Origin of the sequence: Roseburia sp. OM02-15, assembly GCF_003481835.1 — a bacterium.
In the GTDB taxonomy this organism is placed as follows: domain Bacteria; phylum Bacillota; class Clostridia; order Lachnospirales; family Lachnospiraceae; genus Eubacterium_I; species Eubacterium_I ramulus_A.
The window spans coordinates 20,734-47,553 of record NZ_QULX01000015.1; the positions used below are offsets into that span (position 1 = coordinate 20,734).

The 26,820-nt window shown below is 45.4% G+C and carries 33 protein-coding genes and 1 pseudogene; all 34 read left to right on the plus strand.

Going from position 1 to position 26,820, the window contains the following annotated elements; translation table 11 throughout:
- Positions 1–22 precede the first annotated feature (22 nt).
- The 34 genes and pseudogenes from DXB15_RS12670 to DXB15_RS12830 all read left to right on the plus strand — a co-directional run bounded on the left by DXB15_RS12670 (position 23) and on the right by DXB15_RS12830 (position 26,605).
- Positions 23–466, plus strand: a complete 444-nt coding sequence (locus DXB15_RS12670) for an HNH endonuclease (protein WP_118703150.1) — start codon at positions 23–25, stop codon at positions 464–466.
- 152 nt (positions 467–618) lie between these two features.
- The gene (locus DXB15_RS12675) at positions 619–1,146 is read left to right on the plus strand and encodes a phage terminase small subunit P27 family (protein ID WP_118703151.1); all 528 of its coding nucleotides are present in this window, start codon (positions 619–621) and stop codon (positions 1,144–1,146) included.
- Positions 1,147–1,155: 9 nt separating this feature from the next.
- On the plus strand, positions 1,156–2,901 hold the full coding sequence (locus DXB15_RS12680) for a terminase large subunit (RefSeq protein ID WP_118703152.1): 1,746 nt from the start codon (positions 1,156–1,158) through the stop codon (positions 2,899–2,901).
- Positions 2,902–2,903: 2 nt separating this feature from the next.
- Positions 2,904–4,370, plus strand: a complete 1,467-nt coding sequence (locus DXB15_RS12685) for a phage portal protein (protein WP_330427524.1) — start codon at positions 2,904–2,906, stop codon at positions 4,368–4,370.
- Positions 4,318–5,100, plus strand: coding sequence for a head maturation protease, ClpP-related (locus DXB15_RS12690; RefSeq protein WP_118703153.1), 783 nt, complete (start codon positions 4,318–4,320; stop codon positions 5,098–5,100). The genes DXB15_RS12685 and DXB15_RS12690 overlap by 53 nt, the downstream gene beginning before the upstream one ends.
- On the plus strand, positions 5,090–6,328 hold the full coding sequence (locus tag DXB15_RS12695; RefSeq protein WP_243115650.1) for a phage major capsid protein: 1,239 nt from the start codon (positions 5,090–5,092) through the stop codon (positions 6,326–6,328). The genes DXB15_RS12690 and DXB15_RS12695 overlap by 11 nt, the downstream gene beginning before the upstream one ends.
- Before the next feature lie 32 nt (positions 6,329–6,360).
- The gene (locus tag DXB15_RS12700) at positions 6,361–6,624 is read left to right on the plus strand and encodes a head-tail connector protein (protein WP_158582267.1); all 264 of its coding nucleotides are present in this window, start codon (positions 6,361–6,363) and stop codon (positions 6,622–6,624) included.
- 1 nt (position 6,625) lies between these two features.
- On the plus strand, positions 6,626–6,952 hold the full coding sequence (locus tag DXB15_RS12705) for a phage head closure protein (protein ID WP_118703155.1): 327 nt from the start codon (positions 6,626–6,628) through the stop codon (positions 6,950–6,952).
- Positions 6,953–6,985: 33 nt separating this feature from the next.
- Positions 6,986–7,417 (plus strand): HK97-gp10 family putative phage morphogenesis protein, encoded by a 432-nt coding sequence (locus DXB15_RS12710; RefSeq protein WP_158582268.1) that lies wholly within the window; start codon positions 6,986–6,988, stop codon positions 7,415–7,417.
- 3 nt (positions 7,418–7,420) lie between these two features.
- A complete protein-coding gene (locus DXB15_RS12715) occupies positions 7,421–7,783 on the plus strand; it encodes a hypothetical protein (protein ID WP_118699335.1) in 363 nt (120 codons plus the stop codon).
- A complete protein-coding gene (locus DXB15_RS12720; protein WP_118703156.1) occupies positions 7,780–8,394 on the plus strand; it encodes a major tail protein in 615 nt (204 codons plus the stop codon). The genes DXB15_RS12715 and DXB15_RS12720 overlap by 4 nt, the downstream gene beginning before the upstream one ends.
- Positions 8,395–8,417: 23 nt before the next feature.
- Positions 8,418–8,747: a phage tail assembly chaperone G gene (gene gpG / locus DXB15_RS12725; RefSeq protein WP_118703157.1), complete on the plus strand. Its 330-nt coding sequence runs from the start codon at positions 8,418–8,420 to the stop codon at positions 8,745–8,747.
- 86 nt (positions 8,748–8,833) lie between these two features.
- Positions 8,834–9,271 carry a hypothetical protein gene (locus tag DXB15_RS12730; protein WP_118703158.1) on the plus strand — a complete coding sequence of 146 codons (438 nt, stop codon included), beginning with the start codon at positions 8,834–8,836 and terminating at the stop codon, positions 9,269–9,271.
- Between the two features lie 18 nt (positions 9,272–9,289).
- On the plus strand, positions 9,290–12,889 hold the full coding sequence (locus DXB15_RS12735; protein WP_118703159.1) for a phage tail tape measure protein: 3,600 nt from the start codon (positions 9,290–9,292) through the stop codon (positions 12,887–12,889).
- A 6-nt stretch (positions 12,890–12,895) separates the two neighbouring features.
- Positions 12,896–13,591, plus strand: a complete 696-nt coding sequence (locus DXB15_RS12740; RefSeq protein ID WP_118703160.1) for a phage distal tail protein — start codon at positions 12,896–12,898, stop codon at positions 13,589–13,591.
- A 12-nt stretch (positions 13,592–13,603) separates the two neighbouring features.
- Positions 13,604–15,508 carry a phage tail protein gene (locus DXB15_RS12745; protein ID WP_118703161.1) on the plus strand — a complete coding sequence of 635 codons (1,905 nt, stop codon included), beginning with the start codon at positions 13,604–13,606 and terminating at the stop codon, positions 15,506–15,508.
- The gene (locus tag DXB15_RS12750; RefSeq protein WP_118703162.1) at positions 15,508–15,705 is read left to right on the plus strand and encodes a hypothetical protein; all 198 of its coding nucleotides are present in this window, start codon (positions 15,508–15,510) and stop codon (positions 15,703–15,705) included. The genes DXB15_RS12745 and DXB15_RS12750 overlap by 1 nt, the downstream gene beginning before the upstream one ends.
- 14 nt (positions 15,706–15,719) lie before the next feature.
- Entirely contained in the window at positions 15,720–16,037 is a 318-nt protein-coding gene (locus DXB15_RS12755) for a hypothetical protein (protein ID WP_118703163.1), read from the plus strand.
- The gene (locus tag DXB15_RS12760) at positions 16,015–16,881 is read left to right on the plus strand and encodes a BppU family phage baseplate upper protein (protein WP_118703164.1); all 867 of its coding nucleotides are present in this window, start codon (positions 16,015–16,017) and stop codon (positions 16,879–16,881) included. Before DXB15_RS12755 ends, DXB15_RS12760 begins: the two co-directional genes overlap by 23 nt.
- 15 nt (positions 16,882–16,896) lie before the next feature.
- Positions 16,897–17,310: a hypothetical protein gene (locus tag DXB15_RS12765; protein ID WP_118703165.1), complete on the plus strand. Its 414-nt coding sequence runs from the start codon at positions 16,897–16,899 to the stop codon at positions 17,308–17,310.
- 15 nt (positions 17,311–17,325) lie between these two features.
- Complete coding sequence (locus tag DXB15_RS12770; protein ID WP_118703166.1) at positions 17,326–18,582, plus strand: hypothetical protein; 1,257 nt, start codon at positions 17,326–17,328, stop codon at positions 18,580–18,582.
- Positions 18,583–18,928: 346 nt separating this feature from the next.
- On the plus strand, positions 18,929–19,624 hold the full coding sequence (locus DXB15_RS12775) for a hypothetical protein (protein ID WP_118703167.1): 696 nt from the start codon (positions 18,929–18,931) through the stop codon (positions 19,622–19,624).
- 138 nt (positions 19,625–19,762) lie between these two features.
- Positions 19,763–20,290, plus strand: coding sequence for a hypothetical protein (locus tag DXB15_RS12780; protein WP_118703168.1), 528 nt, complete (start codon positions 19,763–19,765; stop codon positions 20,288–20,290).
- A 43-nt stretch (positions 20,291–20,333) separates the two neighbouring features.
- Positions 20,334–20,459, plus strand: coding sequence for a hypothetical protein (locus tag DXB15_RS17445; RefSeq protein ID WP_256385922.1), 126 nt, complete (start codon positions 20,334–20,336; stop codon positions 20,457–20,459).
- Positions 20,460–20,462: 3 nt separating this feature from the next.
- Complete coding sequence (locus tag DXB15_RS12785; protein ID WP_243115651.1) at positions 20,463–20,681, plus strand: XkdX family protein; 219 nt, start codon at positions 20,463–20,465, stop codon at positions 20,679–20,681.
- Entirely contained in the window at positions 20,681–20,896 is a 216-nt protein-coding gene (locus DXB15_RS12790) for a hypothetical protein (protein WP_118699349.1), read from the plus strand. The genes DXB15_RS12785 and DXB15_RS12790 overlap by 1 nt, the downstream gene beginning before the upstream one ends.
- A 14-nt stretch (positions 20,897–20,910) precedes the next feature.
- Positions 20,911–21,234, plus strand: coding sequence for a hypothetical protein (locus tag DXB15_RS12795; protein WP_118699350.1), 324 nt, complete (start codon positions 20,911–20,913; stop codon positions 21,232–21,234).
- A gap of 14 nt (positions 21,235–21,248) precedes the next feature.
- Positions 21,249–21,569, plus strand: coding sequence for a hypothetical protein (locus tag DXB15_RS12800; protein ID WP_118703169.1), 321 nt, complete (start codon positions 21,249–21,251; stop codon positions 21,567–21,569).
- Entirely contained in the window at positions 21,566–22,042 is a 477-nt protein-coding gene (locus DXB15_RS12805; RefSeq protein ID WP_118703170.1) for a hypothetical protein, read from the plus strand. The genes DXB15_RS12800 and DXB15_RS12805 overlap by 4 nt, the downstream gene beginning before the upstream one ends.
- A gap of 21 nt (positions 22,043–22,063) precedes the next feature.
- Positions 22,064–22,345: a hypothetical protein gene (locus tag DXB15_RS12810; RefSeq protein ID WP_118703171.1), complete on the plus strand. Its 282-nt coding sequence runs from the start codon at positions 22,064–22,066 to the stop codon at positions 22,343–22,345.
- A 17-nt stretch (positions 22,346–22,362) separates the two neighbouring features.
- A complete protein-coding gene (locus tag DXB15_RS12815; RefSeq protein WP_118703172.1) occupies positions 22,363–23,184 on the plus strand; it encodes a hypothetical protein in 822 nt (273 codons plus the stop codon).
- Between the two features lie 12 nt (positions 23,185–23,196).
- On the plus strand, positions 23,197–23,865 hold the full coding sequence (locus DXB15_RS12820; RefSeq protein ID WP_118703173.1) for a hypothetical protein: 669 nt from the start codon (positions 23,197–23,199) through the stop codon (positions 23,863–23,865).
- Positions 23,866–23,993: 128 nt separating this feature from the next.
- A pseudogene (locus DXB15_RS12825) lies at positions 23,994–24,164 on the plus strand (ABC transporter ATP-binding protein); the annotation flags it as partial.
- Positions 24,161–26,605: an ABC transporter permease gene (locus DXB15_RS12830; protein WP_118703174.1), complete on the plus strand. Its 2,445-nt coding sequence runs from the start codon at positions 24,161–24,163 to the stop codon at positions 26,603–26,605. The pseudogene DXB15_RS12825 and the gene DXB15_RS12830, both read left to right, overlap by 4 nt.
- The last annotated feature ends 215 nt before the right edge of the window (positions 26,606–26,820 follow it).

A 26,820-nucleotide genomic window follows, 5' to 3' on the forward strand; every position in this document is an offset into this window, starting at 1 on the left:
AGTAGGAAGGCGGTGCAAGGGTTTGTTATTTCACAAGTGCAGATGTGGGGCTTTAATACCACAGAATATAGCTGAATGTGAAGCCTGTGCAGCGAAGGCAGCAGGGCAGCAGTCAAGACACATGGAATACAACAAACACCGAAGAAACAAGAAGACAGCAGCCTTCTATGTATCAAGTGAGTGGAGGAAGACAAGAGCCGAAACAATCAGGCGGTTTGATGGCGTTGATATATATGCCTTCTATGTGCTGCATGTAATACAGACAGCTGACATGGTGCATCATATCACACCTATTGAAGACGACTGGAACAGACGACTTGATGCAACCAATCTGATCCCATTGAGCAATCACAGTCATGGAATTATTGAAGCCTTGTACAGCAAGGATGAACAGACGAAAAAAGCGACACAAAAGATGTTGTATGACCTGATAGAACGCCACTGGAAGGCGACAGGGGGAGTATGAAAAAGTATCGGGTTAAGTTTATTTAGTCGCGCTTCCCCTTTTCCGTGGAGAAAACTCCCCACGGAAAATCCAGATCAGGGCATCCGAAAAGGGTGCGTGTCAGATTCTGACACACCGCAAGGAAACCAGCAAAGAAGGGAGGTCGCAGAAGAATGGCAGGACAACGACAGCCGATCGCGCTGGTACAAGCAAAAGGAAAAAAACACCTGACAAAAGCTGAAATTGAAGAACGTCAGCGAACAGAAGTGAAAGCGGCTGCGGATAAAGTGACAGCACCGCAATACTTATCGCCGACACAAAAAAGAACCTTCAAGAAAATCGTGAAGGAACTTCGTGCGATTGACCTCATATCAAATCTTGATGTTGATGCGCTTGCAAGACTGGTCATCGCACAAGAAAAATACATCGCAGTCACGCAAGAACTGAACAGACAACCGATCATGGTGGAAATTGAGATCGAAACAAAGCAGCTGGACGAATACGGACAGCCAGTGAAGATCAGAAAAGAAGTCGTGAACGGAGAAGTGGAAAGACTTGCGCTACTTCAAGACAGATATTTCAAACAATGTCGTCAGGGGGCTGCGGACTTCGGACTGACAGTGTCAAGCCGCTGTCGCCTTGTAGTGCCAAAAGCAGACAAGGAAACACCGAAAGAAAACAAGTTCGCGAAATTCGCATAAGGCGAACGCATGACAACAGATAGAACTACACAATACGCGCTGGATGTCCTTGCGGACAAGATTGTTGCTGGCGATCTGGTCAAAGCAGCATGTCAAAGACATATAGACGACATGAAAGCGGCTGAAGCTGCGCCATATCGCTATTACTTTGATGTTGAAGAAGCAGAAAGGATCATTGACTTCGCAGAAACGCTGACCATTGCGGAAGGCGAAGAAGAACAGCCAGTGACAGCATATCCGTTTCAGTGCTTCATTTTAGGAAGTCTGAACGGATGGAGAACTAAAGACGGACATCACAGACGATTCAGAACCAGTTATATACAGCTGGGGCGACAGAACGGCAAGTCATTCCTGAATGGTATTCTGGCGGCTTATTACGGCAATTTTGACAAGTACAAATATGGTCAGGTTTACTGTACAGCCACAAAGAAGGATCAGGCAATGATTGTCTTCAACGAAATTGTGAAGTTCATAAATTCTGACAGCGATCTGTCAGAGTGCTTCAAGATTCACGAACACAATTCAACAATTGATTGCAAGATCACACACAGCAAGATCAAGGCACTGTCAGGCGACACAAAGTCAATTGACGGCTTCAGACCATATCTGGGAATCGTGGACGAATATCACGCACACAAAGATGATCAGATGTACAAGCTGCTTGAAGGCGGTATCAAGAAAATGAAGTCGGCACTGATCAGCGTGATCACGACAGCAGGATTTGATCTGAAATCGCCATGCTTCGCGCTATACGAATACTGCGTGAAAGTCCTAAAGGGTATCGCAAGCAATGATTCACAGTTCATTTACATTGCGCAAATGAATGAATCTGACGACATGTGGACACCTGAAAACTGGATCAAGGCAAACCCGATTCTGGAATATGACAGGGATGCATTGCAGAACATGATCCCGATTGCTGCAACAGCAAAGGAAATGGGAGGATCAACACTGCGCGACTTCATTGTCAAGCAGCTCAACATGTGGATTCAGTGGACAAACGATGTCTATATCAAGGACATGGATGTCTGGACAAGGGCAGCAGTCAAGAAGACGCTGGCTGACTTCAGAGGTCAGAAGGCTTATGTCGGACTTGACCTGTCATCAGGCGGCGACTTGACATCAATCGCAATCGTGATCCCATTCATGCGCGGCGAAGACAAATGTTACTTCGTACACGCACACAGCTTCATTCCGAAAAGGAGAGTTGAAGAACACATCAAGACGGATCGTGTGCCTTATGATCTATGGATCAGACAGGGACTTGTCGAAGTCACTGAAACGATGGGCGGCGTAAAAACAGACTACAAGTACATAATCGCGTACTTGCAGAAGATCGTGAAGCTGTATGAATTGGATGTGCAGTGGATTTGCTACGATCCGCACAATGCTTCAGCGTTCCTGACAGACTTGGAAGCACTGGGATTCGACAGCATCGCAGTGAAACAGTCAGCAAGAGAATTGAACGATCCGACAGTTGACTTCAGGCTGGAACTGGAAGCAGGGCATGTCGAACATGACGGAAGCGAAGCAACAAAGTGGTCTATTGCGAACGCAAAGACGACTTCAAACAGCTTCGGGGAAATAAAAATTGATAAAGAATACGCAACAGAGCGAATCGACATCGTGGATGCAATCATTGATGCATGGATGATGGCAATGAAGGGCGAAATCAAGCCAGATGTCAACAGATACCTTGATATTTGGTTCGCAGGAACAGAGAAATTGCGACAGAAGGGAGGTGCGCAAGGTTGAACATGTGGAAAACACTGAACAAAGGAATTATGAAAGCATTCGGAATGAATATTGAAACAGATACAGCAACACTGAATGATGAATCGTTTCTGGAATGGGTTGGGATTAAGCGCGACAGCGAAAGTAAGAACCCGACAGCTGACGTGACATACTTCACTTGTTTGAAAATGATGTCAGAAACAGTCGCGAAGATGCCATGGAAACTATATCAGAAAACAAACAAGGGCATCAGTGAGCCGATAGACAACGACATTGCAAGGCTTATGAAGCAACGCCCGAATCCTTTTATGACGCCGACAACCTTCTGGAATGCAGTAGAAATGAACAGAAACCATTATGGAAACGCATATGTCTATGTACGCAGGAAGTTCAAGCGCAAGAAATATGGTGGAGAATATAAAGCACTGGACATGTGGATCATGCCATCGAACAGGGTGCAGATCATAGTTGACGACAAAGGCATTTTTGCTGGCAAAGGGAAAATCTGGTATCTGTACAGCGATGAATATTCAGGCGAACAGTACATATTCAGGACAGAAGATGTCTTGCATCTCAAGACTTCACACTGCCTGAACGGGATAGTCGGACTACCAGTGCAATACATCCTGAAGCAGACTGTTGAAGGCGTGATTGAATCACAACGCTTCCTGAATAATTTGTATAAAAACGGCTTGACAGCGAAAGCGGTGCTGGAATACACAGGCGAACTGAATGAAGATGCAGTCACAAAGCTGCGACAGACTTTTGAACGCTTCGGAGCAGGAAGTCAGAACACAGGCAAGATTCTTCCTGTGCCGCTGGGAATGAAGTTGACACCGCTGGATATTAAACTGACAGATTCACAGTTCATTGAATTGAAGAAATATTCTGCACTTCAGATTGCAGCAGCATTCGGAATCAAGCCGAACCAGATCAACGACTATGAAAAATCATCATACAGCAATTCAGAAATGCAGCAGCTGTCATTCTACGTGGACACAATGCTTTTCGTACTGAAGCAGTACGAAGAAGAAGTGAACTACAAGCTATTATCGGATGACGAAATGGAAGACGGACTGTACTTCAAAATGAATGAAAAAGTATTGCTTCGTACCGACAGCAAGACGCAAATGGAAATCCTGAAAGAAGGAATCAACAACGGCATCGAAACAGTAAACGAAGCTAGAAGAAAACTTGATTTGATGGATATGGAAGGCGGCGACACATTGATTGTCAATGGAACTTATGTGCCATTGACGAAAGTCGGGGTAGCATATGACAAAGCTGAAGAACAGGACACTGAAGAAAACAGCGATTCTGACAATCCTATAAATGAGCCAAACACAGAAGGCGGCGAAAATACGGATCAGGATGAACAGGAGCAGGAAACAGCCGAAACGAATGAACCTGACACCGATCAGGAAGGAGGGGAAGACGATGGCGAAGAAAATGAACTTCACAAGAAGAAATCGAACGAAAAGAACGATTGAAAATGTCGGCTTCATGCAGATCAAAGACGCGGCAGCAGGCGGCGTTGAACTGTACATATACGGCGACATTGTATCTTCGGCGTGGGACAAGTGGACATCAGAAGACACCTGTCCACAGGACATCACAGACTTTCTGAACGGCATTGACAACAATGCAGAACTGACAGTGTACTTCAACAGCTGTGGCGGCGATGTATTCGCAGGAATTGGCATATACAACATTTTGAAACGCCACAAAGGACATATCACAGGCATTGTGGACGGAATTGCAGCGTCAATCGCATCCGTGATCCTTATGGCGTGCGATGACATTGTTGTGTCAACAGGCGCACAGATTATGATTCACAAGCCGCTGACAATGGCGTGGGGCAATGCAGACGACTTCGCGGCGGTTATAAGCCAGCTTGACAGCTGTCAGCAGATGATCACAGACATCTACATGACAAAAGCAAAGGAAGGCGTGACAGCAGACCAGTTTGAAGAACTGATCAATGCAGAAACATGGATGTCGGAAAGCGAAGCATCAGAGTGTCGCGCTTCAGACTATTTCAACATCAAAGTGGATGAATCAGCGGAAGCAGTCGCAGCATGTGTCGGCTACATGATAGACAGATTCAAACATGCGCCAACAGGAATGAAGACTGAAACAGCTGAAGACATCGAAGCAAGACAACAGCAGGCAGACGAAACAGAAGAAATTCTGGGCGATCTGTACATGTATGGAATTTAAGAAAACGGAGGAAAAAGCAATGAGCAAAGAAGCAAGAGCGTTATTAAAAAAGATCAACGACAAAAAGAACGCAATCAAAGCCCTTGTGAATGAGGGAAAAACAAAGGAAGCAAAGGAAGCAAAAGCAGAACTTGTGGACATGCAGGATCGTTTCAACATCCTTATGGATTTAGAGGATGACGAGGACGAGAGCATCAAAGACCAGCTTGACAAGGACGAAGCAACAAGGGTTGAAGGAAAAGACAAAGCACCTTCAAAGAAAGACATTGCGCGTGCATTTGTCAATCGTATTGTCTGCGGAATGCGCAAGACAAAAATGGACGAGAAAGACAAGAAGATCATGGATGCAATGTCGGAGAAGACAGACGAGGACGGCGGCTTCACAGTTCCACAGGACATTCAGACAGACATCCACGAATTAAGAAGGACAGATGACGACCTTGAACAGTATGTCAATGTTGAGCCTGTCAGCACACTGTCAGGAAGCAGAGTGCTTGAAAAAGATGCAGATTCGACACCATGGGATGATGTAGATGAAGCAGCAGAGTTCGGAGAGGAAGAAACACCGAAATTGCGACAGATCAAGTACAAGATCGGCAAGAAGGGCGGCATCCTGAAAGTAACACGCGAACTTCTTCAGGACACAGCAGAAAACATTCTGGGCTTCCTGAATAAGTGGATCGCGAAGAAGTCAAGAGCCACAAGAAACGCCGCGATCCTGAAGAAACTTGCAGAGATTACAAACACGAAAGAAGTTGCAATCAGCACTGTGGACGATCTGAAGACAGTCTTCAATGTGACACTTGATCCAGCGATTGCAGCGTCTTCAATCGTTCTGACAAACCAGTCAGGATTCAACTATCTTGACACATTAAAGGATGAACGCGGCGACTACATTTTGCAGCCAGATGTCACAGACAAAACAAAGATGCTTCTTTTTGGTGTATATCCGATCAAGAAGGTCAGCAACAAAGTTTTGAAGAATGTCGAAGTGAAGACTGATGGAAGCAATGTGTCAGCGTACAAGTACCCACTTTATATGGGCGACTTGAAGGAAGCAATCACTTTATTTGACCGCGAGAAGATCAGCATCGAACTTTCAACCGAAGCTGGCGATTTATGGGCGAAAGACCAGACAGGAATCAAGGTGCGTGACAGATTCGATGTGCAGGCATTTGATGAAGAAGCAGTCATCAAGGGAGAAATCACAGTTCCTGTTGCTGGTTAATGGCAGCAGACTTCAGGAGAGGAGGAAAAGGCATGGAACTGGAAGAACTGAAGGCATATTGTCGTATCGACTATGACGATGACGATGAAGTGATCAAGCTGATTTATGCAGCAGTACTTGAAGAAATGACAGACCTGATCAAAGACTTCAATCCTGAAGCACTCACGAACCGCCAGAAACTGTTGATCTGCATGTATGTCAAAGAAGCCTACGACAACAGGGACAGAACAGCACCAACAGACGACAAAGTCAGATTCGCGGTGCAGTCGATGATGCTGAAAGAAAGGTTGAAGTGATATGTCAAGCGCAAGGATCAAAATATACAAATATCAGTACGGGAAAGTTGATGGAAGGCGAGTGGAAATAGAACCGATCTTGTATCACGAATGCTGGTGCGAGATCGGCAGCCTTTACGGAAAAGAACTGTACAAGGCAATAGAAATCAGGCTGGAAGACACGATTGTGTTTGACAAAGTCAGGTATTGCAAGAAGGTCAAAGAGATAGCAGCACACCTGAAGGACTACTTCGTGGAGTACGAAGGCGAAAAATACAATATTTTCGCAAGGGACTTCAGACAGAATGACAAGCAATATGTACAGCTGAAGGCGAACCGCGTCACATAGATGTGTCAGATTCTGACACGGAAAGGAAGCAGCATGAAAGTGACTTTTGAATTTGAAGGACTGAAAGAACTTCAAAACAGACTGGAAACGCTTGCGAGCGATTCAGAAATCAGAAAGACAAACAAGCAGATATTCCAGCGTTCTGTTGATTATACCGAACCACGAATGAAGGCGGTTATGGCAAGGTCAGCAGACAATTCAAAGTCAGGAAAGAAGGGATACAGACCTTCTGGACACGCTGCGGATAATATCCCCACGAAAGCGACAACAAAAGGCGGCGAAGTCGGCTGGACGCTTCTAGGAGATGCTGAAAATTGGTTTTATATGAAATTTGTAGAGTGGGGGACAACGAAACAGCCCCCACAAGACTTCCTTTACAACACAATGGAAGAATGCCGCGGACAGTGGGACACGATAGCGGATCAGGAATATCAGAAGTTATTGAATGAAAAGCTGGGAGGATGACACATGGACATTGTGAAGAAGACACTGGATGCGCTTGCAGTGCTGGAAGCAGAAGGAATCACAGTGCAGCAGGGCTGGTATGACGCAGACATCAAGGGACTGCATGTGACTGTGTGGAATCTGGGGGACTACGGCGGCGAACATTCGGATGATGACGAAGAAGTCGAGATCGCAGCAGTGCAAGTGTGCATCTGGTCAAGCACAGATCAAATCAGGTTAAAAAAGAGAATCAAGCGACTTATGAAAAAGGCAGGATTCGCATTCATGGGCGCAAATGACAATCTTGAAACAGATACAAAAATATTTATGAATGCCGCAAGGTTCATGGCGGCAGAAGAAGCAGAACAGGAGGACGAAGAAGAATGAGTGAAGCAGGAAAGCAGCAGATCATCAGATCAAGAACAAAGTCGTTTCGTGACATTTATGTCGCACCAGTAACACAGAACGATGCGACAGCATACGCAGCAGGCACACCAGTCAAACTTGCGCGTGCCATTTCAGGAAAAGTGTCTGATAAATTCAGTGTTGAAAAAATTTACAGCGACGATGGAGTGGAGGACACAGTTGAAACCTACGAAGGAACAGACGTGGAGTTTGAAGTCAATTCACTTGCACCGCAGGACAAAGCAATGCTGTTCGGTCATTTATACAAGAATGGCTGGCTTGTAAAAAACAAGGACGACAAAGCACCTGAAGTCGCTGTCGGATATAGAGCAAAGAAGCTGAATGGCAAATACGAATTTGTATGGCTTTATGTCGGAACATTCGGACAGGGATATGACGACAACTATCAGACACAGGAAGATAAAGTCACAACACAGACAGCAACACTGAAGGGCAGCTTTTACGAACGCGCATGTGACGGAAACTTTGAAACACAGGTTGATGAAAGCAACCTTCTGGCAGAACACACGGACGCAGCGACAGCGATCAAAAACTGGTTTGGAAAAGTACAAGAGCCAACAGAAGCAGCGTAAAAGAACAATAGGAGGGCAAACACATGAAACATGAAGTAATTATCAACAACAAAAAGTATGAAATGCCGAAGATGGATGTTGACACATACATGGAATACCTTGAGATCAGGGACGACATCATGGGAACTGAAAAGAAGAACGGACTGTATACAGCCGCGCAGTTCCGAAAAATGATGGACTGCATCTGCATGGTATACGGCAACCAGTTCACTGTTGACGAGTTGAAGGACAAGGACACAGGACTGGGCGTGGCTGCAATTATCATGGAATTTGCGTCAATCGAAACATCATTAGGCGATGAGGTCAACGCAAAGGTCGAGAAGTTACAAGAAAATTTTTCAAATGGCAAATAATACCCGAACTGACACTGATCTGCAATGAAAAAGAATACATATGCACTTCAGTGTCAGTTGAAAAGTACAGAGCATACACAGAACTAATGGAAAAGAATGGCGGCGATGATGTTGCATCGGCTTTTCAGTTCAATGCGGCAATTATGAAGATGGTCTTCGGAATATCCGAAAGGGAAGTGCTGAAGGCAGATGTCGCGGAACAGCTGGCAGCAGCAAAGATGATTCATTTTGTGATGCAGGACATCATCACGCAAAAATTCCTTGAATTAAACCCAAACAGACCAGAGGAAGTCGAGAAGGAAAAGTCGGCATTCGATGAATACGATGAAGAAAACGGATACAACGAAGCTGAAAATCAGCTTGACGATGAAAACATCTGGAAAGTATGCCGCGACAATGTGGACAGGGTTGTGAAATTGTGTATAAAAGGGCTGAACGATTCACTTTCAAATGTTATGAAGTCGGATATTATGAGCCTTTTGGATCATGTGGCGTTCGAGATCAAGACCATCAACGAGAAGTGATGAAAGGAACGTGCATATATGGCGCAGGCATCAATCAAGATCGGTGCTTCAATGTCAGAATATCAGGCAGCAATGAAGGCGGCGGTCGCAAGTATGAAGCAGCTGTCGTCAGAATACAGCCTTGCTGCGGCAAATGCAAAGCTGTACGGCACGAAATCTGACGCGTTAAAGGCAAAGATCAGCGAACTTACACAGAAAATGGATGTCCAGAAGACGAAAGTCGAGGACTGCAAGTCACATTATGAAACACTTACAACCAGACTGGACAACAACAAGAAAAAAAGCGAAGAACTGAAGGCAAAAGTCGCAGAACTGTCAAAAGCATATGAAGAAAGCAAGGAAGCGACTGGCGAAAATTCAGAGGAAACAAAGAAATTAAAAACAGAGCTGGACAAAGCAGAAAAGCAGCTGGCAACAACAGAAGCGCAAACAACGAAGTATGAAGCAGCAGTGAAGAAACAGGGCGCAGCAGTCACACAGGCTGAAGCTGACCTTGCGAACATGGAAGTGCAGCTTCGTGATGTCAATGCGGAACTTGCACGCCAGAAGTTCGATGAATACGCGGAAAAGGCTGGAAAAGTCGGACAGGCAGTGCAGACAGCAGGACAGCACATGATGAAGGTCACAGCCGCGATCGGCGGCGTGGCAGCGGCATCAGTAACAGTTGCAGCAAACTTTGAACAGCAAATGTCAAAAGTGCAGGCAATCAGCGGAGCAACAGCAGAGGACACAGACAGGCTGACAGAATCGGCGCGTCAGTGGGGGCGTGATACAAAGTATTCAGCAACCGAAGCAGGCGAAGCGTTTGAATATATGGCACTTGCTGGCTGGAAGACAGATGACATGCTGGAAGGCATCGGCGGCATCCTGAATCTTGCAGCAGCATCGGCGATGGACTTGGGAACAGCTTCAGACATCGTCACAGACTACTTGACAGCGTTCGGACTATCGGCGAAGGACGCTGGAAAATTCGCAGATGAAATGGCTTACGCAATGAGCCATTCAAACACAACAACCGAAGCACTTGGCGAAGCATACAAGAACTGCGCTGCGACAGCGGATTCAATGGGCTATTCGGTAGAAGAAACAACAGCAGTATTGATGACAATGGCGAACGCTGGTGTGAAGGGTGGAGAAGCAGGAACAGCCCTGAACGCTATTATGACCAGACTTGCGACAGACACAAAAGGATGCGCAACGGAATTGTCGAAGTACGGTGTTAAAGTGTACGATGCGCAGGGCAACATGAACAGCTTGTCAAGTATTCTGACAGGCGTGCGCGGAGTATGGAACAACCTGACAGACGAACAGCAAGCGAACCTTGCAAAGACAATCGCAGGAACGAACCAGTTCAGTGCATTGCAGACGATCATGTCAGGACTGTCAGACGAAGCGATTGCATCGGGAATGTCCTTCAGCGATTATTCTGAAGCACTTCAGAACTGCGATGGAACAGCTTCAGACATGGCGGCAACAATGCAAGACAACCTTCTGGGAAGACTGACACAGTTGAAGTCAAAGCTGGAAGATGTCGGAATAACTATCGGCAACTCACTTATGCCATTCATGGAAAAGGCAGTGGCAAAAATTGGAGAACTTGCAGACAAGTTCGCAGCATTAAGTCCACAGCAGCAAGAAACGATCCTGAAGATCGCAGGCGTTGTGGCTGCGATCGGACCTTTGCTGACGATAGTCGGAAAAGCTATCAGCGTATCTGGACAGTTATCATCAGGAATCGGAAAAGTTGTCGGCAAGTTGGCGACAATGGGAACGACAGCATCAGGAGCAACAGGCGGCATGGCTGTATTAAAAGGCGCACTTACAGCGATCACATCGCCAGTCGGAATTGCAATAGCAGCAATCGCAGGGATCACAGCAGTCGTTGTGACACTGTGGAAGACGAATGAAGACTTCAGAAACAAGATCACGGAAATCTGGAACAGGATCAAGTCGGTGTTCACAGAGTTCGGGCAGCACATAACTGACAGACTCAATTCGCTGGGCTTCGATTTTGAAAACTTCGGGGAAGTGGTCAAGGCAATCTGGGAAGGCTTCTGCAATGTATTAGCACCGATCATCGAAGGAGTGTTCAATAATATTGCAATCTTCATTGAAACAACGCTGAATGTAATCACAGGCGTGTTCGATTTCTTCGTGTCATTATTCACAGGCAACTGGCAGGGATGTTGGGACGCAGTGAAAAGCATATTTGAAAGCGTGTGGAATGGGCTGAAGGAATATATCGACAACATTCTGAACACAATCAAAGGCGTTGTTGACGCATTTCTGGGCTTGTTTGGAACGTCATGGGACGAAGTGTGGAACAGTATCAAGACAACCTTTGAAAACATCTGGAATGGCATTGTATCGTTCTTTTCTGGCATACTTGACGGAATAGTGAACACAGTCACGACAGTGTGGACAGCGATCAGCACGACAATTTCAGATGTACTGACAGGCATCTGGAACACCTTCAGCAATATATTCACGACAATCAGGGACTTTGTATCAACAGTCTTTGAAACGATCAAGAATGTGATCACAGTTGTGATCATGGCGATTGCAGAATTTTTCAGCGCAGCTTTTGAAATCCTGACAGTTCCGTTCCGATTCATTTGGGAGAACTGCAAAGAAACAATTATTTCAATCTGGGATGCAATCAGTACAAAGATACAGACAGCAATCACGTTTGTACAGAATATTATCACGACAGTATGGAACGCGGTCAGCAGCGTATTCACGACAGTGTGGACGGCAATCAGCACGACAGTGTCGAATGTCTGGAACACGATCAGCACGAAGATACAGACGACATTGCAGACGATCCAGAATATTATCACGACAGTATGGAACGCGGTCAGCAGCGTATTCACGACAGTGTGGACGGCAATCAGCACGACAGTGTCAAATGTTGTGAACAGCATCAAGAACACGATCACGAATGTATTCAATGCGGTCAAGACGACAGTCAGCAACATATTCAACAATGTGAAGTCAACAGCGACATCAATCTGGAACAGCATCAGCAGCACGATCAGCAATGTTGTGAACAGCATCAAGAACACAGTCAGCAACGTGTTCAACACATTAAAATCAACAGTCAGCAACGTATTCAACAGCATAAAATCAACAGCAACATCGGTCTGGAATGCGATCAAGAATGCAATCACGACACCGATCAACGCTGCAAAGAATGCAGTGCATAATGCAATCGAAGCGATCAAGTCGAAGTTCAACTTCAGCTGGTCACTTCCGAAGCTGAAATTGCCGCACCCGAAGATCACAGGCAGCTTCAGCCTGAATCCACCTTCAGTCCCACATTTTTCGATAGATTGGTACAAGAATGGTGCAATTATGAATGATTCAATGATCTTCGGAATGAACGGAAACACGCTGCTTGCTGGTGGAGAACCAGAAACAGGCGGCGAAGCGATCCTTCCACTGAAGCCATTCTATCAGGAATTAAACACAATGCTTGATGAAAAGCTGAAAAAGATTGAATCAGGAACAAACGTGAAAGTCGAAAACCACACATATATTGACGGCGAAGAAATTGCAAGCAAAACATACACGAAGGTGGATGAACAGCTTGTAGAAGATAAAAGGAAAGGAAGGTAAGGCAGTATGAAAGTTAATGGTATAGACGCAAGAAAATACAATGCGAAGCAGCTGACAGCCGAAGTGCTGCCACCTTCGCTTGCTGTCGATTATGAGATCGTGACAGGCGCGATCCTTCCGACAGAATTTGAAACAGACATGGAACTGGGAAAACTGAAGCTGTGCATGTACTTCAGGGGCAAGGATAGAAACAGCCTGATCAGGAAGATGTCAGCATTTCTGGAAAACTTCACAAAGTCAAGCGTGCTGGAAGTGGATGGCTACAAAGGAAAGTTCAAGGCATACACAGCAAGCAGCGACTATTCAAAAATGAAAGTGAAAACCAGATACAAGCTGAACATCGTTCTTGAAGGCTATTTTTTTGATGATGAATTAAATCTGGAATATGACGGAATCACACAGACAACGATTGATCGACAAGGGACACGAAAAGCACCAGCGATCATTGAAGTCTATGCGAAGAAGGCGTTGAAGAATTATAAAATCAGTGGATTTGAAGACGACATCATCGTGGAACAGCTGGCAGCAGGGCAGACGATCATCATTGACGGAGAAGAAGGACGCATCACGAACAATGGCGCGGACGCATTCGGAAATGTTGACTTGTGGAAGTTCCCAGCAATCGCGCAGCAGCAAACAGCCCTGAAGTTTTCAAACGCAGATGCAGTCGTTCGGATCAGGTACAAGCCCATGTGGATATAAGGAGGAAGACGGATGCAGATTTTTAATGACAAAAAGCAGCGTGTCGGAATCCTGAAGGGCTTCAAAGATCGCAAGATCGTGAAGACGCTTAATTCTGGCGACAGGGAACTGTCTTTCAAATATCCTTCAGATGGCGAAAAGGTTGACCAACTGAAAGAAGAATATTACATCAGGACAAAAGATGATGAATATGTAATCAGGAAAAAGAAGACAGGTGTGCAGTTTAATGAGTACACAGCGCAGCTGAATGTCGAAGAACTTGAAGGGGCGGTGTTCCCTTATGGGTTTGAAAGCAAGGAACAGACGATCAGGGCGTGTCTTGAATTTGCCTTTGAAGGAACAGGCTGGAAGGTTGGCGTGTGCCAGATCATGAAGAAAAGGACGATCAACAAGGACGAAGAAACAAACGCATGGGATGTCCTTCAAGACTGCTTGTCAACATACCGCGTTGAATGCAAGATCAGAAGCCTTGAAAAGACGATTGATATATACGAACAGATCGGAGCAGACCGCGGACGATATTTCATCGAAGGACTGAACCTGAAGAAGCTGACAGTGACTTCAGACACATATGATTTTTATACACGACTGATCCCACTTGGTAAAGATGGAATCGGAATCGAATGGCTTGGCAAGCCGTATCTTGAAAATTATCAATACAGCAGCAAGATCAAGACATATGTGTGGAGCGATGAAAGATACACAAACACAACAAGCCTGATCGAAGATGGAATCGCAAAGCTGGAAGAAATGTCGAAGCCTTATGTTGCATACAAAGCAGATGTGATTGACCTTGCAAGGCAATCAAAGAAATACAGCAGCGTATTTGATTTTGACATCGGCGACACTGTCTGGATGATCAGCAAGTCAACGAAGACAAAAGAGAAGCAGCGAATTGTGAAGCTGACGGAATATCCAGAAAGCCCACAAAGCAACACTGTCGAACTTTCAAACGCAACGAAGACTTTTGCTGAAGTACAGCAGGAAGCAACGGATCAGGCGAAGTCAGAAGCAATCAAGATCGCCAACAGCAGCGCGAAGAAAGTTCTTGAAGATGGATATTACACGAAAACAGAAGTCGAAACACACATAACAGCATCGAAGGAAGAAATCGAACTGGGCGTGTCAAAGACCTATGAAACGAAGACGACAGTCACAGAGAAGATTAAGAGTGCAAACGAACTGGCACAGTCAGTAGCGGACACGGCTGAAGAAAATGCGAACGATGAAACCGATAAAAAGCTGAAAGAGTATTCAACGACAAAGGAAATGAACGCGGCTATCAAATTAAAAGCCGACAGCATCACGACTGAAGTCAACAAGAAGGTCAACAATTCGGAGTTCGGAACAAAGATCACACAGAACGCCTACAACGTGCGTGTGGCTTGGAATAATAACAGCAAATACATTCAGCTGGAATATGGTCAGCTTGCAATCTACAACGGCGATGTGACGGCAGCAGAAAAAAGAGCAGTATTTGACGAACGAGGAAATCATTTCTATCGTGATGGGTATTATGTTGGAAAAATAGGGACAAACGAATGGTCGGGGAACAACGCGCACAAAGGGCTTGTGTTCGATCTGGACTATCAGGGCAAATACATGGCATTTGCACAGATGAAATCACAGGGCACAGGATCATACACAACAATGCTGTGCTTCTCACGCGCGAATAGTATATATGACCAGTACGGCATCCATCTGGGATGCGACTTTTATGGTCATTGGTTCGACATGTACAATGTTGATCTTCACGATGTCAATATAAACGGCTACGGCGTGGCAGATGGTAAAAGCATACCGATAGTGACAGAAATTCACGACAACGGAAACGGAACAGTCGGCTGGACGACATCATCAATCAGTGTCAGAGGTGGAATGATTACAGCAGTACCACAAGGGAGCGCGAATATATAATGAGCAAAGAAATCATAATCGAAGAAGATACAAAGACGGAAACAAAAGAAATGATCCTTGATCTGCCTGAAGGCGAAAGAGGAATCACAGAAGAAGAAACAGAAACAAAGGAACAGCAGATCAAAAACACGATGCTTGCGCAGATGGATTCAAAGCTGGACTTGATACTTGCATATCAGGAAGCTGCGCTGGAATAACAGGAGGATGGCACATGAAACCGATCGAACAAAGAATTGCTTGCGCGAAAGGAGAAATCCTGAACGCAATGGCAACAATCAGCACAGAACACGATCTGTCAGCGACAGTCATGGAAGGCGTGCTGGCTGACATACTGTCTGAAGTGAAGTCACAATCAAAGATGGAACTGCTGAACGCATACAACAAAGAAGTGAACGATGCACAACAGGAAATCAAGCAGCTGAAGGAAGAACTTGAAAAAGCGAAGGCAGCAGCAAAGAAGACATTGAAGGCCGAACCTGACACCGATCAGGAAGGAGGGGACGACAATGGCGATGCAGCTAATAACTGACATAACACTGGAACTGACAGGCGATGAACGCTTGTATATGGCATCAGCGAAGCAGGGCGACAAGCGCACACGATTCATCAGGATCGCGCTAACAAACAATGGCAAGGTGTTCACGATCCCGACAGGGTACATCGTAATTGCGAATATCAAAAAGCCAGACAAACACTTTTGTTATAACGAATGCACAGTGACCGACAACAAAGTCATGGTCGAACTGACAAATCAGGCACTTGCGGCAGCAGGAACAGCACACTGCGACATTGAGATCAGGGACGCACAAAACGTGTATGTGTTATCTTCACAGGCGTTCACGATTGAGATTGAAGAAACGAACAGAAATGACGCTGCGATTGAAAGCTGCAACGAGATCACAGCACTGGAAAAGAAAGTGCAGCAGTACATCGACAACATCGTTTCGACAAAGAATGACATCTTGAATGTTGAAGCCGCGATGAAGGTTGCTGAAGCTGCCAGAGCATCGGCAGAGGTTGACAGGATCAACGCTGAAGCACGAAGAAAGAAAAGCGAACAGGAAAGGGAAACTGCTGAAACGGCAAGACAACAGCAGCTTCAGATCATGCAGGAAGCGACAGGAGCAGCAAACAGCGCAGCTTCTTCAGCAAATACGGCAGCAGGCGCAGCAAATACAGCGGCGGCACGCGCTGAAGCGACATACAAGTCACAGGAAGAATTGCAGAAGATGTATGAAAAGATGCTGGACATCAAGGGAGCAGTCGGAAGCACGATTGACGGCGGCACAGCGTTCAGCGTTGATCCGATGACTTGTGACGGCGGCACAGCATTCACAACAGAGGAATGCGAAGCAGATGCAGGCACAGTGTAGGAAGGAGGAAACACGATGGCAACATGGACAGTCAGACCGAAAAAGGACACGACAGCGAACTGGAAGGCTTCAGGACGCATCCTTGAAGTAAATGAATGGGGCGTTGAAGAAACCACATCAGGCAAGTACATATTGAGGATCGGAAACGGAAAAGACAAGTTTCTTGATCTTCCAGCGGTTGTTGATACGCCGACACTTGAAACGATGTACAACACGATTCAAAACTTCAACAACAACATGCAGCAGGCGACATCAGCCGCGAACGCAGCAGCACAGTCGGCACAGCAGCAGGCAGCAGCCGCGAAAGCAGCCGCAGCAGCTTGCAAGGACATCCAGAAGGGAATCAATTCAATGTCGGATTCTGCAACAGGGAAGAAGTACACGATCGGCGTTGAAGCAGGGCTTGTGTACTTGGAAGAAACAACGTAACAGGAGGAAAAAGAAATGGCAAGGCTATATGTAGCAGACAAAGAAACGCTTGACGCTGTGAAGGCTGACACAACAGGAATACTGGCACAGCTTCAGGATAAAGATGGAAAATTCAGCAATGTCAAGCGATATGGAATCAAGATTAACAAGGCTGACAGCAATCCTGACACGCGCATCACATATCTGTATGATGCAGCAGGATTCACACCAGCAAAGATGAACTTCACAGACGGATCATTCGACTTCGGTTCATGGGGCGAAGTGTTCTTCGTTAAGAAGAACAGACCAGTCATGCTGAAGGCAGACAGAACAGTTGCGTATGAGTTAAACCACACAGACCATTCAAAGAAGCTGGACGGAACTGCATCAGATGTCGGGGACGCATCAACGACACTGAATGCGATGTCTGAATTTCCTTTGATGTGGCTGTGCCAGTATGAAGTCGGAAATTATGAATATATTATCGTATCTGACACAAGAGTTGATGAAAGCTATCACGCGGACGCATTCATGCGCGAAGACGGAACAATCGCAGATCATATGTACATGCCTATGTACGGCGGCAGCTATGACGGCGCGAAACTTCGCAGCCTGTCAGGAAAGAAGCTGGACTGCAACACGAACGCGCAGACAGAGATCAACAGGGCAGCAGCGAACGGAACAGGCTGGACAATCATTTCATGGAGCAGAAGAAACCTAATCGAAAGCCTTCTGACATTGATCAGTAAATCTGAAAACTTTCAGGCGAAGTTCGGTCAGGGCGTATGCAGCACATATGTCGAAGATTCATCGAAAGACTATGGAAAAGTTGCAACAGGAACGCTGGACGCAAAAGGGCAGTTCTTCGGGTACAATGACGGAACGCATGAAGTGAAAGCGTTCTACTGCGAAAAGCTGTGGGGCAACCGCTGGGACAGACTTGTGGGCTATCTGTGCGACAACGGAACGATCAAAGTGAAGATGTCGCCGCCATACAACCTGACAGGAAAAGACTTCACGAAGGTCGGTACAGCGTGCAAAGATGGCGGCTATCAGAAAGACACATTGATGACAAGATTCGGACGATTTGTCAAATCGGTCGGCGGCAGTTCTTCGACATATCGCTGCTGCTATTACTGGATCAACATGGCGATCCTTGCGGTCTTGCTTGTCGGTGGTGGCACCGGCAGCGGCGCGGTCTGCGGCGCGTATGTGTATTTGAACAACGCTGCTTCGGTTGCGTCTTGGCTCATCGGCGGCTCTCCTTCTTGCGAAGAACCTTTGGCGGCATAAGCCGCACAGGGGGACAGGGGGAGCAATCCCCCTTGAAGTGTGAGTATAAAGAAAATTGAAAATATAGGGATATTGTGTGCGCCTTCCGATGCTTCTGCCTTGCGGTCGCGCTTGTCGGTGGTAACACCAACAACGGCGCGAACTGCGGCGCGTATGTGAATTTGAACAACACTGCTTCGAATGCGAATTGGAACATCGGCGGCTCTCACTCTTAACAATCATGGGACAACAACCTAATGCACACGATATTCCGCGCCACTTGGCGAAAGTTAAACCGAAGAAAGGGTTGTGCTAGTAGGGCAAAAGCCGCGAACGTGCAACAGGTGTTAAGAAGGAAACCTTTTGAATGAAGACATATAAACACATTTTTGATGAAATGCTGAAAGAAGAAAACATCAGACAATGTTTTCACGATGCAGCAAAGCGCAAGACAACGCGTCCCGAAGTTGCCAGAGTGCTGAAGGAAGAAAGGGAAGTCGGCAATGACAGACCTGATCCACAATGTCTTCAGGAACATGTGAAAGCACTTCAGAAGATACTTGAAGAAGAAACATTCAAACCGCCAGAGCATAGAAAACAACTGATCAACGAATACAGCTGCGGAAAAGTCAGGGAGATCATAAAACCTGAATATCAATATGAACAGGTTGTGCATCACTGCATCATCAAACAGCTTCAGCCGATCATCCTTCATGGACTTTATGAACACGCGCTGGGAAGCATACCGAAAAGAGGATGTCACAGCGGAAAGAAACGCGTTGAAAAGTGGATAAAAGGATATAAGGGCAAGAAGTTCTATATCCTGAAGGCAGATGTCCGACATTGCTTTGATACAGAAGACATTCGCGTCATAGAAACGAAGCTGCGGCGCGTGATTAATGATGAAAAATTCATCAGGTTATGTGTCACAGTCATGGAACATGAAGCGACAGTCAAACCGCCTGAATTTGATGATATGTGGATAAAGGACGAACAGTGGCAGGATGCAGAATTTTTGTCAGGGCTTCCACTTGGGTTCGTGACTTCACAATGGTTCACATAGCTGAATTTCAAGCCGTTCGATCACAAGGTTATTGAAGACTGGAAGGAACTGGGCGGCGTTGATCATTACATCAGATATGCAGATGACATTGTTGCATTCGGTCGAAATAAGAAGAAACTTCACAGACTGGAAGAAGCAATGCAAGACTATCTGAAGAATGAAATGCACCAGAAAATAAAATACAACTGGCAAGTATTCCGTTTTGAATATCCAGACAGGAAAGCACCGCCAGTCATAGACAAGAAGACAGGAAAAGAAAAACCGAAGACCAGAGGGCGTGCGCTGGACTTCATGGGATTTGTATTTCATTACAACCGCACAACGCTTCGCAAATCAATCCTGAAGCGTGCGACAAAGAAGGCACACAGAATCGCAAAGAAAGAGAAAGTCAACTGGTATGATGCTTCAGCAATGCTGGCATCAATGGGCTGGTTTACACATACGGACACTTATGGCTTTTATGAAGATCATATCAAGCCATATGTCAATATAAAGCAACTGAAAAAGAAAGTCAGCAAGCATTCAAAGAAAGGAGTGAAGAACAATGATGTCAGAATGGTATCAGTCAGAAAGTATGGACAAGCCGACAGAGTGGGACACGACATCAAGCCCGACAGTGGTCTATCAGCGAAAGAACATCGCAGAACAGATCAGGAAGGGCATTGACGGAGAAAAAGACCGCACTGTCTATGTGTACAGCGAAAGGACTATGACACAGGAAGAATATGCGCAGCTTCAGGCAGAGCTTGAAAGCCCAGCGACAAAGATGATCATGCAGTCAATGTCATCAATCGAAATGAACATGGCAATGATGCAGGAACTTATGGAGGGATAAGACATGGCAGAAACAAAGGCAAATGAAACAGTCACAGAAACAACCGAAAAGGTACACAGCAAGAAGTTTGACATGCTGAAGGAACGCTGGGACAAAGATTATATCACGAAGGACACTTTGAAAGGATGGGTTGTCCTGAATGAGAAAAGAGCAGGCAAGGGAATCACAGCAGAGGAATACAAGGAAATTACTGGCGAAGAGTATGAAGCCAGTGAAGAATAATGACGCAGATTGAATTGATCGACAGGCTGTGCGCCGTGAATACGCTTCTGACAGACATTGTCAGGGAACAGGCAGAAATAATGGCGCAACATGGAATCGAAGCGATACAGACGCAAGACGAAGCCACAGACAGGCTTGACGATCTATTCGGGAAGCGCAAAAGGGCAGAAGACGAAAACGATGCAATCGAAGCAGCACTTCGCAAATATATTTGACGGAGGAAAAGAAAATGACTATTGAAGTATCATTGTTACTTTCAGGCGTGTCGATTGCGTTTGCAATCTTCTTCGGAATCAGCACACGCAACAGAAATGTGAAGAAGGACACACAGGACGAAGCCAGAGAGGATGCAACGATCCTGACCAAACTGGAAAATATTCAGAATACTATGATTGAAGTGAAGTCTGAAATGGGATCATACAGAAACGAAATGAAAGAGATCAGGGAGTATTACATCAGGGCATCAGAAAGCCTGAAGCAGCTTCACAAGCGTGTGGATAGAATTGACAAGATCATTGATGAATCACATCCACATCAGTACATCGAAGAGTAACAGGAGGAAAGCGCGTGGAGAAGTACAGCTATACAATACCAGCGAGCAGAAGAAAGAAAAGACACAAGAAGTCACTGACAAGCTGGATCATGGAGTTTTCAAAAAAAGTTGTGGTTGTCTGCGTGCTGCTTTACATCATCATTGAACTGTTTTCAGTAATAGCGATCTGGCACTTCGCAGACACATCGGTGCTGACCACACTGATCAGCGAAACATCTGAAGTGCTTCGCATGGGTGTGTTCGGGTACATGATAAAGGCAGGAATTGAGAACTGGCAGAAAATCAAAAAAGGAAAGCAGGAAAGTGAAAACGAGGAAGGCGGTGCGAACGGATGAAAAATGCAGCTTTAATATTAAAAACAATTTATGATAATTTGCCGATGATCCTGACAATCATTGCGATTGTGGCAGGCATCGGAATCAAGGTCAGAAACTTCCTGAAGCAGTCAAAGGAAGACCAAAAGAAGCAGCTTCAGGAACAGGCAGACAAAGTCGTGGAACTGGTAAAAGAAAGCCTTCTGTCTATCGTATCAAAGGCAGAAAAGGAATGGGGAAGCGGCACAGGAACAATCAAGAAGTCATGGGTATGGGAACAACTTCAGGCACAACAGCAGAAGTTGACGGAATACATATCAGAAGGACTGATCGACAAAGACATGGTCGATGATCTGATTGAAGCGGCAGTTGAAGAACTGAACGCTATTTTGAAAAAGAATCAGAAGGCTGCTGAAGCAGTCAAGCCGCCTGAAGAAAGGGAAGCGGCAGCGGTAGCAGCTGCGATTCAGGCGCAGAAGATACAGACGGAATAAAAAGACAGGAGGTCAAAAGGAATGCTACATGCTTACATTACATCATACGCGATCTGCTTCATGGCGACAGTAGTCATCATTATGCTATTGCTGATCGCAGGCGTTGAGATTGACAAGGAAGAAGCGAAACATCACGGCGCAGAGGTTGAGCCGCCGCCAACAGCGAAGGACTGGATCGGGTATATATGCAAAGCATTCCTGATCGCCTTCGTGGTATCGTTTGCAGCCCCGATTATGTTGGTATTTTATATCTTCATATTCGGCTGCATCGTACTTTCAGCACTTACAGATGATCATTATTAAAACAGGAGGAAAAGAACATGGGAACATTATGCGGATGGGCTAGTATTGACGAAAGAGGAAAAGCAACAGGAGGACAGAAGGGCGATCAGACAGGTCGTGAAGTAAAGACTGGGAACTGGTATGGCTTCGGTCAGACAGTCGTGCTTCGTTTCAAGGACAGAAACAAGGCAACGAAGGCGGCGACAGCGATGAAGCAGCTGTGCGGCAACGATTCAGTCGGATATTGTCAGGGACACAGAACTTCACTGTACACAGAACTTGAAAAGGTCGGCTGGAATCCGACAGCATTGAAAACACCTTGCGAAACTGATTGCAGTGCGATGATGTCGCCAGTGCTTAAATGCGCAGGAATCAGCGTGTCTAAGGATATTTACACAGGCAACATGGTCGATGCTATTATGGCGACAGGAGAGTTTGAAAAACTCACAGGAAGCAAGTACACAGGAACAGGCGACAATCTTATGACTGGCGATATTTCAGTGGCAGCAGGCAAGCACACAATCATGGCACTGGAAAACGGATGTAACGTGTCAGGCGGCAACGGATCAGGAAACGGATCAGGAAGCGGATCAGGAAATAATCCAGCTGTACCATACGGAACAGCAAAGACAGCGACATTCACTGGATATGTGAACACAGGCGCATTGAACGTCAGAAAGCAGCCTGATCCAGATGCAGACAAACTTGTGTCATATCCTTGCATTAAGCAGAACACAGAAGTCGGAGTGTGCGGAAGTGCAAAAGCACCGAACGGAGCATTGTGGTATTACATCTATATTGACGGAGCAAAGGGCAAGAAGTATGGATATGTAAACGCAAGATACATCACAGCGAAATAAGGAGGAAGCGCGATGGAATACTTCATGGGCGAAACATTCGACAAAGAAAAAAACAAGCCATACAAGAAACTGGATGCAGCAGAGAAAGCAGCAGAGAAACAGAAAGCAGCCGTATTCGATGAATCTGGCGCAGTGGTAAAAGACTTCAGGAAAAAGGAAGAAAAGCCAGCAGAGCAGCCACAGACAGCCACAGACACAATTCAGGAGCAGCAGGCAACCAACAGCACAGATCAGACCGATCAGACCGATCAGGAGCAGAAGACCGATGCAGAAACAGATCAGACAGATCAGGAACAGCAGCAGGCAACAATGACCGACACTGTACCTGAAGGCGCGCTGGACACAGATGCAGACGGAAACGTGCCGACATACGATACTGACGGAAATCAGGTCGGAACTGCAACGCCTGAAGAAATCAAGGCGGCTGAAGAAGCTGTCACAGAAAACATTGACGGCGTGCCAGCGGTAAGAATCAAAGGAAAGATCAGAAGGGTGTTCAATGGTAGCATCAGGATCAGGAATGCGCCTTCATGGGACAATGAAGCGGTCAGAGGTGCAGCGGCATTTACAGAAAAGGAAGTCACACATGTGATGGAAGTTGACGGACAGCCGATGTACAAGACACTTGACGGATATTTCATCAGCGGCGATCCGAAGCTGGTTGAATATATCGAAGAATAATGTCGATAATTTTGGAGTAAAAGAGAAGCAAGACGGACAAATGCGCCGCCTTGCTTTTTAATTTATCCACATATTGTGTATAAGTCGGAGGATAACCACAAAATAATGATTGTACTAACAAAGCAGTACCGACAGGCAATCTTGATTCTAAGACCAGTGATGAGGTAATCGCTCTGCTTAAGATGACAGCAAAAAAATATGGACAGACAATTGTAATGATTACCCATGATGACGAAATTGCACAGGTCGCTGACCGTATTCTGGTGATTGAGGACGGACAGGTGGTGGATTTCAGATGAAGACAATAAGCAGGATTGCATATAGCAATGACAAAAGGAACAGGACAAGAAGTATACTGATCATGATGGCAATCTGTCTGGCCACGATGCTGCTTGTTATCATCAGTACTGTGGGAAATGGGGTAATTCATTTACAGAAAAGTCAGGCGGCAGGATCATATGGAAGCAATTATGGTCTGTTTGTTTCCGCAGACGGATCGCAGTTAAAAGAAGTAAACCGCCGTGCGGAAATAGATGCTACAGGCACTATGTGCACCGAAGGTATCATAAAAGGCAATGAAAAAGGCGGGTTTGTCTGCATGGATGAGACTGCAAGAAAAATGCTTCCTTATAATAAAGAATATGAGTTGAAGGAAGGAAAGTATCCGGAAAAAATGCAGGAAATTGTCGCAGGAAGAGCATTTTTTCGTGCAATGGGGTATGGTGATGTAAAGATCGGAGATACGGTTACACTGGATTACCGCGCAGGGATGCAGTCAGAATATAAGCCGGAAGAATTTGTTGTCAGCGGAATCCTATATGATCGGGATGAGTATACCATCGAGGCATCTTATGTTGCTTTCGGGTCACAGGAGTTTTATGATGAGCACGTCGCAGAGAATGACAGACAGTATAATATTTATTTTACTTTAAACGATTCTGCAAATGTATCTATGAATAATATTGATTCGGTTATAAAGCAGATTGCAGCAGCTTGTGGGATCGAAGAAAAAAACGTTATAGTCAATGATCTCTATTTGCAATGGGTCTTGCAGCCGAGTTATGAAACGATTGCGGTATGCGGGGTTTTGATTCTTGCAATTGTACTTTTCTCTGTTGTGGTCATTTATAATATTTTTCAGGTCGGTATTGCCAACAAGATACAGGAGTATGGAAAAATCAAGGCTCTGGGAGCAACAAAAAAGCAGATGAAACAACTGATCTTCAGAGAGGGCATTTTTTTGGCAATTTTTTCAATACCGGTTGGATTGCTTCTGGGCTTTCTGATTGCAAAATGCGGTTTTAACTGGCTGGTAGAACAGGGGAATCTTGTATCAACCGGAACTGACTCTATGGGAGTCCAAAATCAGCAGGTGTCACTGTTTTCCCTGCCTGTTATGCTTCTATGTATTTTCGTATCATTTCTTACCGTTGCTTTGGCACTGCGTAAACCAATGAAAATTGTTTCACGGATTTCACCTATCGAAGCAACACGGTATTTAGAAAATGCAGAAACACACAAAAAAGGAAAACGAAATGGCAGAAAAAATGTCACCGTGTTTTCTATGGCAATGGCAAATGTAATGGGTAACCAAAAAAGAACCATTGGTACCATCCTCACACTGGGGCTTTCCTGCGCATTGCTTGTGATTATTTCTAATTATGTGGGAAATATTGACACGGAGCATGAAGCACGTCTTTCCGTTAATCATGGACAATTTGAACTGCAGCTTGACTATTCTGCTGAGTATGATGAAAGATATCCGGAGAATAATCTGGATACGATTCTGACGGATGATCCATTGAATGATTCGCTGATTGAAGAAATCAAAAGCATTCCGGGAGTGACAGATGTCATGACGAGAGAGATTGTCTCTGTAAATCTGAACGGAACAAGATTTCCGGCTGCTGTTGTGAGTAAAAAGGATTTTGATTTTATGCGCCAGGACGGGGATATTGGCTCTATGGACTATGATCAGGCGGTAAAGAATGGTGAAATTTTCTTTGGTTGGTCGATGTGGATGGAACAAGATGGATATGCTCCGGGTGAATCCATTGCATTTGACTTTGAGAATGGAAGTGGAACCTATATCTATCAGGGAAAGATTGCAGGATCCTTTGTAAGTGCGGACACTTACCTTGTCATTCCGGAAGGCGTATACCGTTCCATGAATCCGAGAGGAACAGCCTATGGCTATCTGTGGGTGGACTGTGACAAAAAAGATGTGGCATCTGTGGAGCAAAATCTGAATACATTGATTTCTAATACTTCGCATATAAAAATGGATACTTATCATGCGCAGTTACAATCTGCAGAATTCTCAGCTCGCACGATGAAGCTTGGCTGTTATCTGTTTATTGCGGTTGTAGGATTCATCGGTTTTATGAATATGGCAAATACCATGATCATGAATATTACGACAAAAAAGCAGGAATATGGTGTATTACAGGCTGTGGGTATGACAAATAAACAATTAAATTTATGTCTGCAGTTACAGGGACTGATTTTTACGGTTGGCACCATATGTGTAGCACTTGTCGTTGGTCTGCCACTTGGCTACGTGCTCTTTGCCTATGCAAAGCATAATGGGATATTTGGAATGAATGTCTATCATGTTCCAATTACACCAATTCTTGCTATGATTTTGCTGGTTAGCCTTTTGCAGATTGTGCTTTCCTGCGTTTTAAGCAGTAATCTGAAAAAGGAAACGCTGGTAGAAAGAATAAGGTATCAGGGATAGCAAGTATTGCTGGGATATCCTCAGTATCATAATGCATGGTGCCCCATGCGGCGTTCATGACATTCACACTGCCGTCCTCGTTGTAAGTTGCAACCATCAGAACCGGTATGGGGAAAATGCCTTCGGTAATTTTCAATTTTGTTCTCATGATAACTCCTCCTTGTGATCATATTGACAGGACCGTTCATCCTGCTTATAATTATACGCAGGAAAAT

Excerpts from the sequence above, each read along its gene's own strand:
- DXB15_RS12810 (WP_118703171.1), top strand. The coding sequence starts at position 22,064 with ATGCTACATGCTTACATTACATCATACGCGATCTGCTTCATGGCGACA.
- DXB15_RS12735 (WP_118703159.1), top strand. The coding sequence starts at position 9,290 with ATGGCGCAGGCATCAATCAAGATCGGTGCTTCAATGTCAGAATATCAG.
- DXB15_RS12710 (WP_158582268.1), top strand. The coding sequence starts at position 6,986 with ATGAAAGTGACTTTTGAATTTGAAGGACTGAAAGAACTTCAAAACAGA.
- DXB15_RS12740 (WP_118703160.1), top strand. The coding sequence starts at position 12,896 with ATGAAAGTTAATGGTATAGACGCAAGAAAATACAATGCGAAGCAGCTG.
- DXB15_RS12815 (WP_118703172.1), top strand. The coding sequence starts at position 22,363 with ATGGGAACATTATGCGGATGGGCTAGTATTGACGAAAGAGGAAAAGCA.
- DXB15_RS12780 (WP_118703168.1), top strand. The coding sequence starts at position 19,763 with ATGCAAGACTATCTGAAGAATGAAATGCACCAGAAAATAAAATACAAC.
- DXB15_RS12730 (WP_118703158.1), top strand. The coding sequence starts at position 8,834 with ATGGAAAAGAATGGCGGCGATGATGTTGCATCGGCTTTTCAGTTCAAT.
- DXB15_RS12805 (WP_118703170.1), top strand. The coding sequence starts at position 21,566 with ATGAAAAATGCAGCTTTAATATTAAAAACAATTTATGATAATTTGCCG.
- gpG (WP_118703157.1), top strand. The coding sequence starts at position 8,418 with ATGAAACATGAAGTAATTATCAACAACAAAAAGTATGAAATGCCGAAG.
- DXB15_RS12770 (WP_118703166.1), top strand. The coding sequence starts at position 17,326 with ATGGCAAGGCTATATGTAGCAGACAAAGAAACGCTTGACGCTGTGAAG.
- DXB15_RS12755 (WP_118703163.1), top strand. The coding sequence starts at position 15,720 with ATGAAACCGATCGAACAAAGAATTGCTTGCGCGAAAGGAGAAATCCTG.
- DXB15_RS12760 (WP_118703164.1), top strand. The coding sequence starts at position 16,015 with ATGGCGATGCAGCTAATAACTGACATAACACTGGAACTGACAGGCGAT.
- DXB15_RS12695 (WP_243115650.1), top strand. The coding sequence starts at position 5,090 with ATGGAATTTAAGAAAACGGAGGAAAAAGCAATGAGCAAAGAAGCAAGA.
- DXB15_RS12765 (WP_118703165.1), top strand. The coding sequence starts at position 16,897 with ATGGCAACATGGACAGTCAGACCGAAAAAGGACACGACAGCGAACTGG.
- DXB15_RS17445 (WP_256385922.1), top strand. The coding sequence starts at position 20,334 with ATGACACAGGAAGAATATGCGCAGCTTCAGGCAGAGCTTGAAAGCCCA.
- DXB15_RS12745 (WP_118703161.1), top strand. The coding sequence starts at position 13,604 with ATGCAGATTTTTAATGACAAAAAGCAGCGTGTCGGAATCCTGAAGGGC.
- DXB15_RS12715 (WP_118699335.1), top strand. The coding sequence starts at position 7,421 with ATGGACATTGTGAAGAAGACACTGGATGCGCTTGCAGTGCTGGAAGCA.
- DXB15_RS12700 (WP_158582267.1), top strand. The coding sequence starts at position 6,361 with ATGGAACTGGAAGAACTGAAGGCATATTGTCGTATCGACTATGACGAT.
- DXB15_RS12720 (WP_118703156.1), top strand. The coding sequence starts at position 7,780 with ATGAGTGAAGCAGGAAAGCAGCAGATCATCAGATCAAGAACAAAGTCG.
- DXB15_RS12795 (WP_118699350.1), top strand. The coding sequence starts at position 20,911 with ATGACTATTGAAGTATCATTGTTACTTTCAGGCGTGTCGATTGCGTTT.
- DXB15_RS12705 (WP_118703155.1), top strand. The coding sequence starts at position 6,626 with ATGTCAAGCGCAAGGATCAAAATATACAAATATCAGTACGGGAAAGTT.
- DXB15_RS12675 (WP_118703151.1), top strand. The coding sequence starts at position 619 with ATGGCAGGACAACGACAGCCGATCGCGCTGGTACAAGCAAAAGGAAAA.
- DXB15_RS12775 (WP_118703167.1), top strand. The coding sequence starts at position 18,929 with ATGAAGACATATAAACACATTTTTGATGAAATGCTGAAAGAAGAAAAC.
- DXB15_RS12830 (WP_118703174.1), top strand. The coding sequence starts at position 24,161 with ATGAAGACAATAAGCAGGATTGCATATAGCAATGACAAAAGGAACAGG.
- DXB15_RS12785 (WP_243115651.1), top strand. The coding sequence starts at position 20,463 with ATGGCAGAAACAAAGGCAAATGAAACAGTCACAGAAACAACCGAAAAG.
- DXB15_RS12750 (WP_118703162.1), top strand. The coding sequence starts at position 15,508 with ATGAGCAAAGAAATCATAATCGAAGAAGATACAAAGACGGAAACAAAA.
- DXB15_RS12680 (WP_118703152.1), top strand. The coding sequence starts at position 1,156 with ATGACAACAGATAGAACTACACAATACGCGCTGGATGTCCTTGCGGAC.
- DXB15_RS12690 (WP_118703153.1), top strand. The coding sequence starts at position 4,318 with ATGGCGAAGAAAATGAACTTCACAAGAAGAAATCGAACGAAAAGAACG.
- DXB15_RS12820 (WP_118703173.1), top strand. The coding sequence starts at position 23,197 with ATGGAATACTTCATGGGCGAAACATTCGACAAAGAAAAAAACAAGCCA.
- DXB15_RS12790 (WP_118699349.1), top strand. The coding sequence starts at position 20,681 with ATGACGCAGATTGAATTGATCGACAGGCTGTGCGCCGTGAATACGCTT.
- DXB15_RS12685 (WP_330427524.1), top strand. The coding sequence starts at position 2,904 with ATGTGGAAAACACTGAACAAAGGAATTATGAAAGCATTCGGAATGAAT.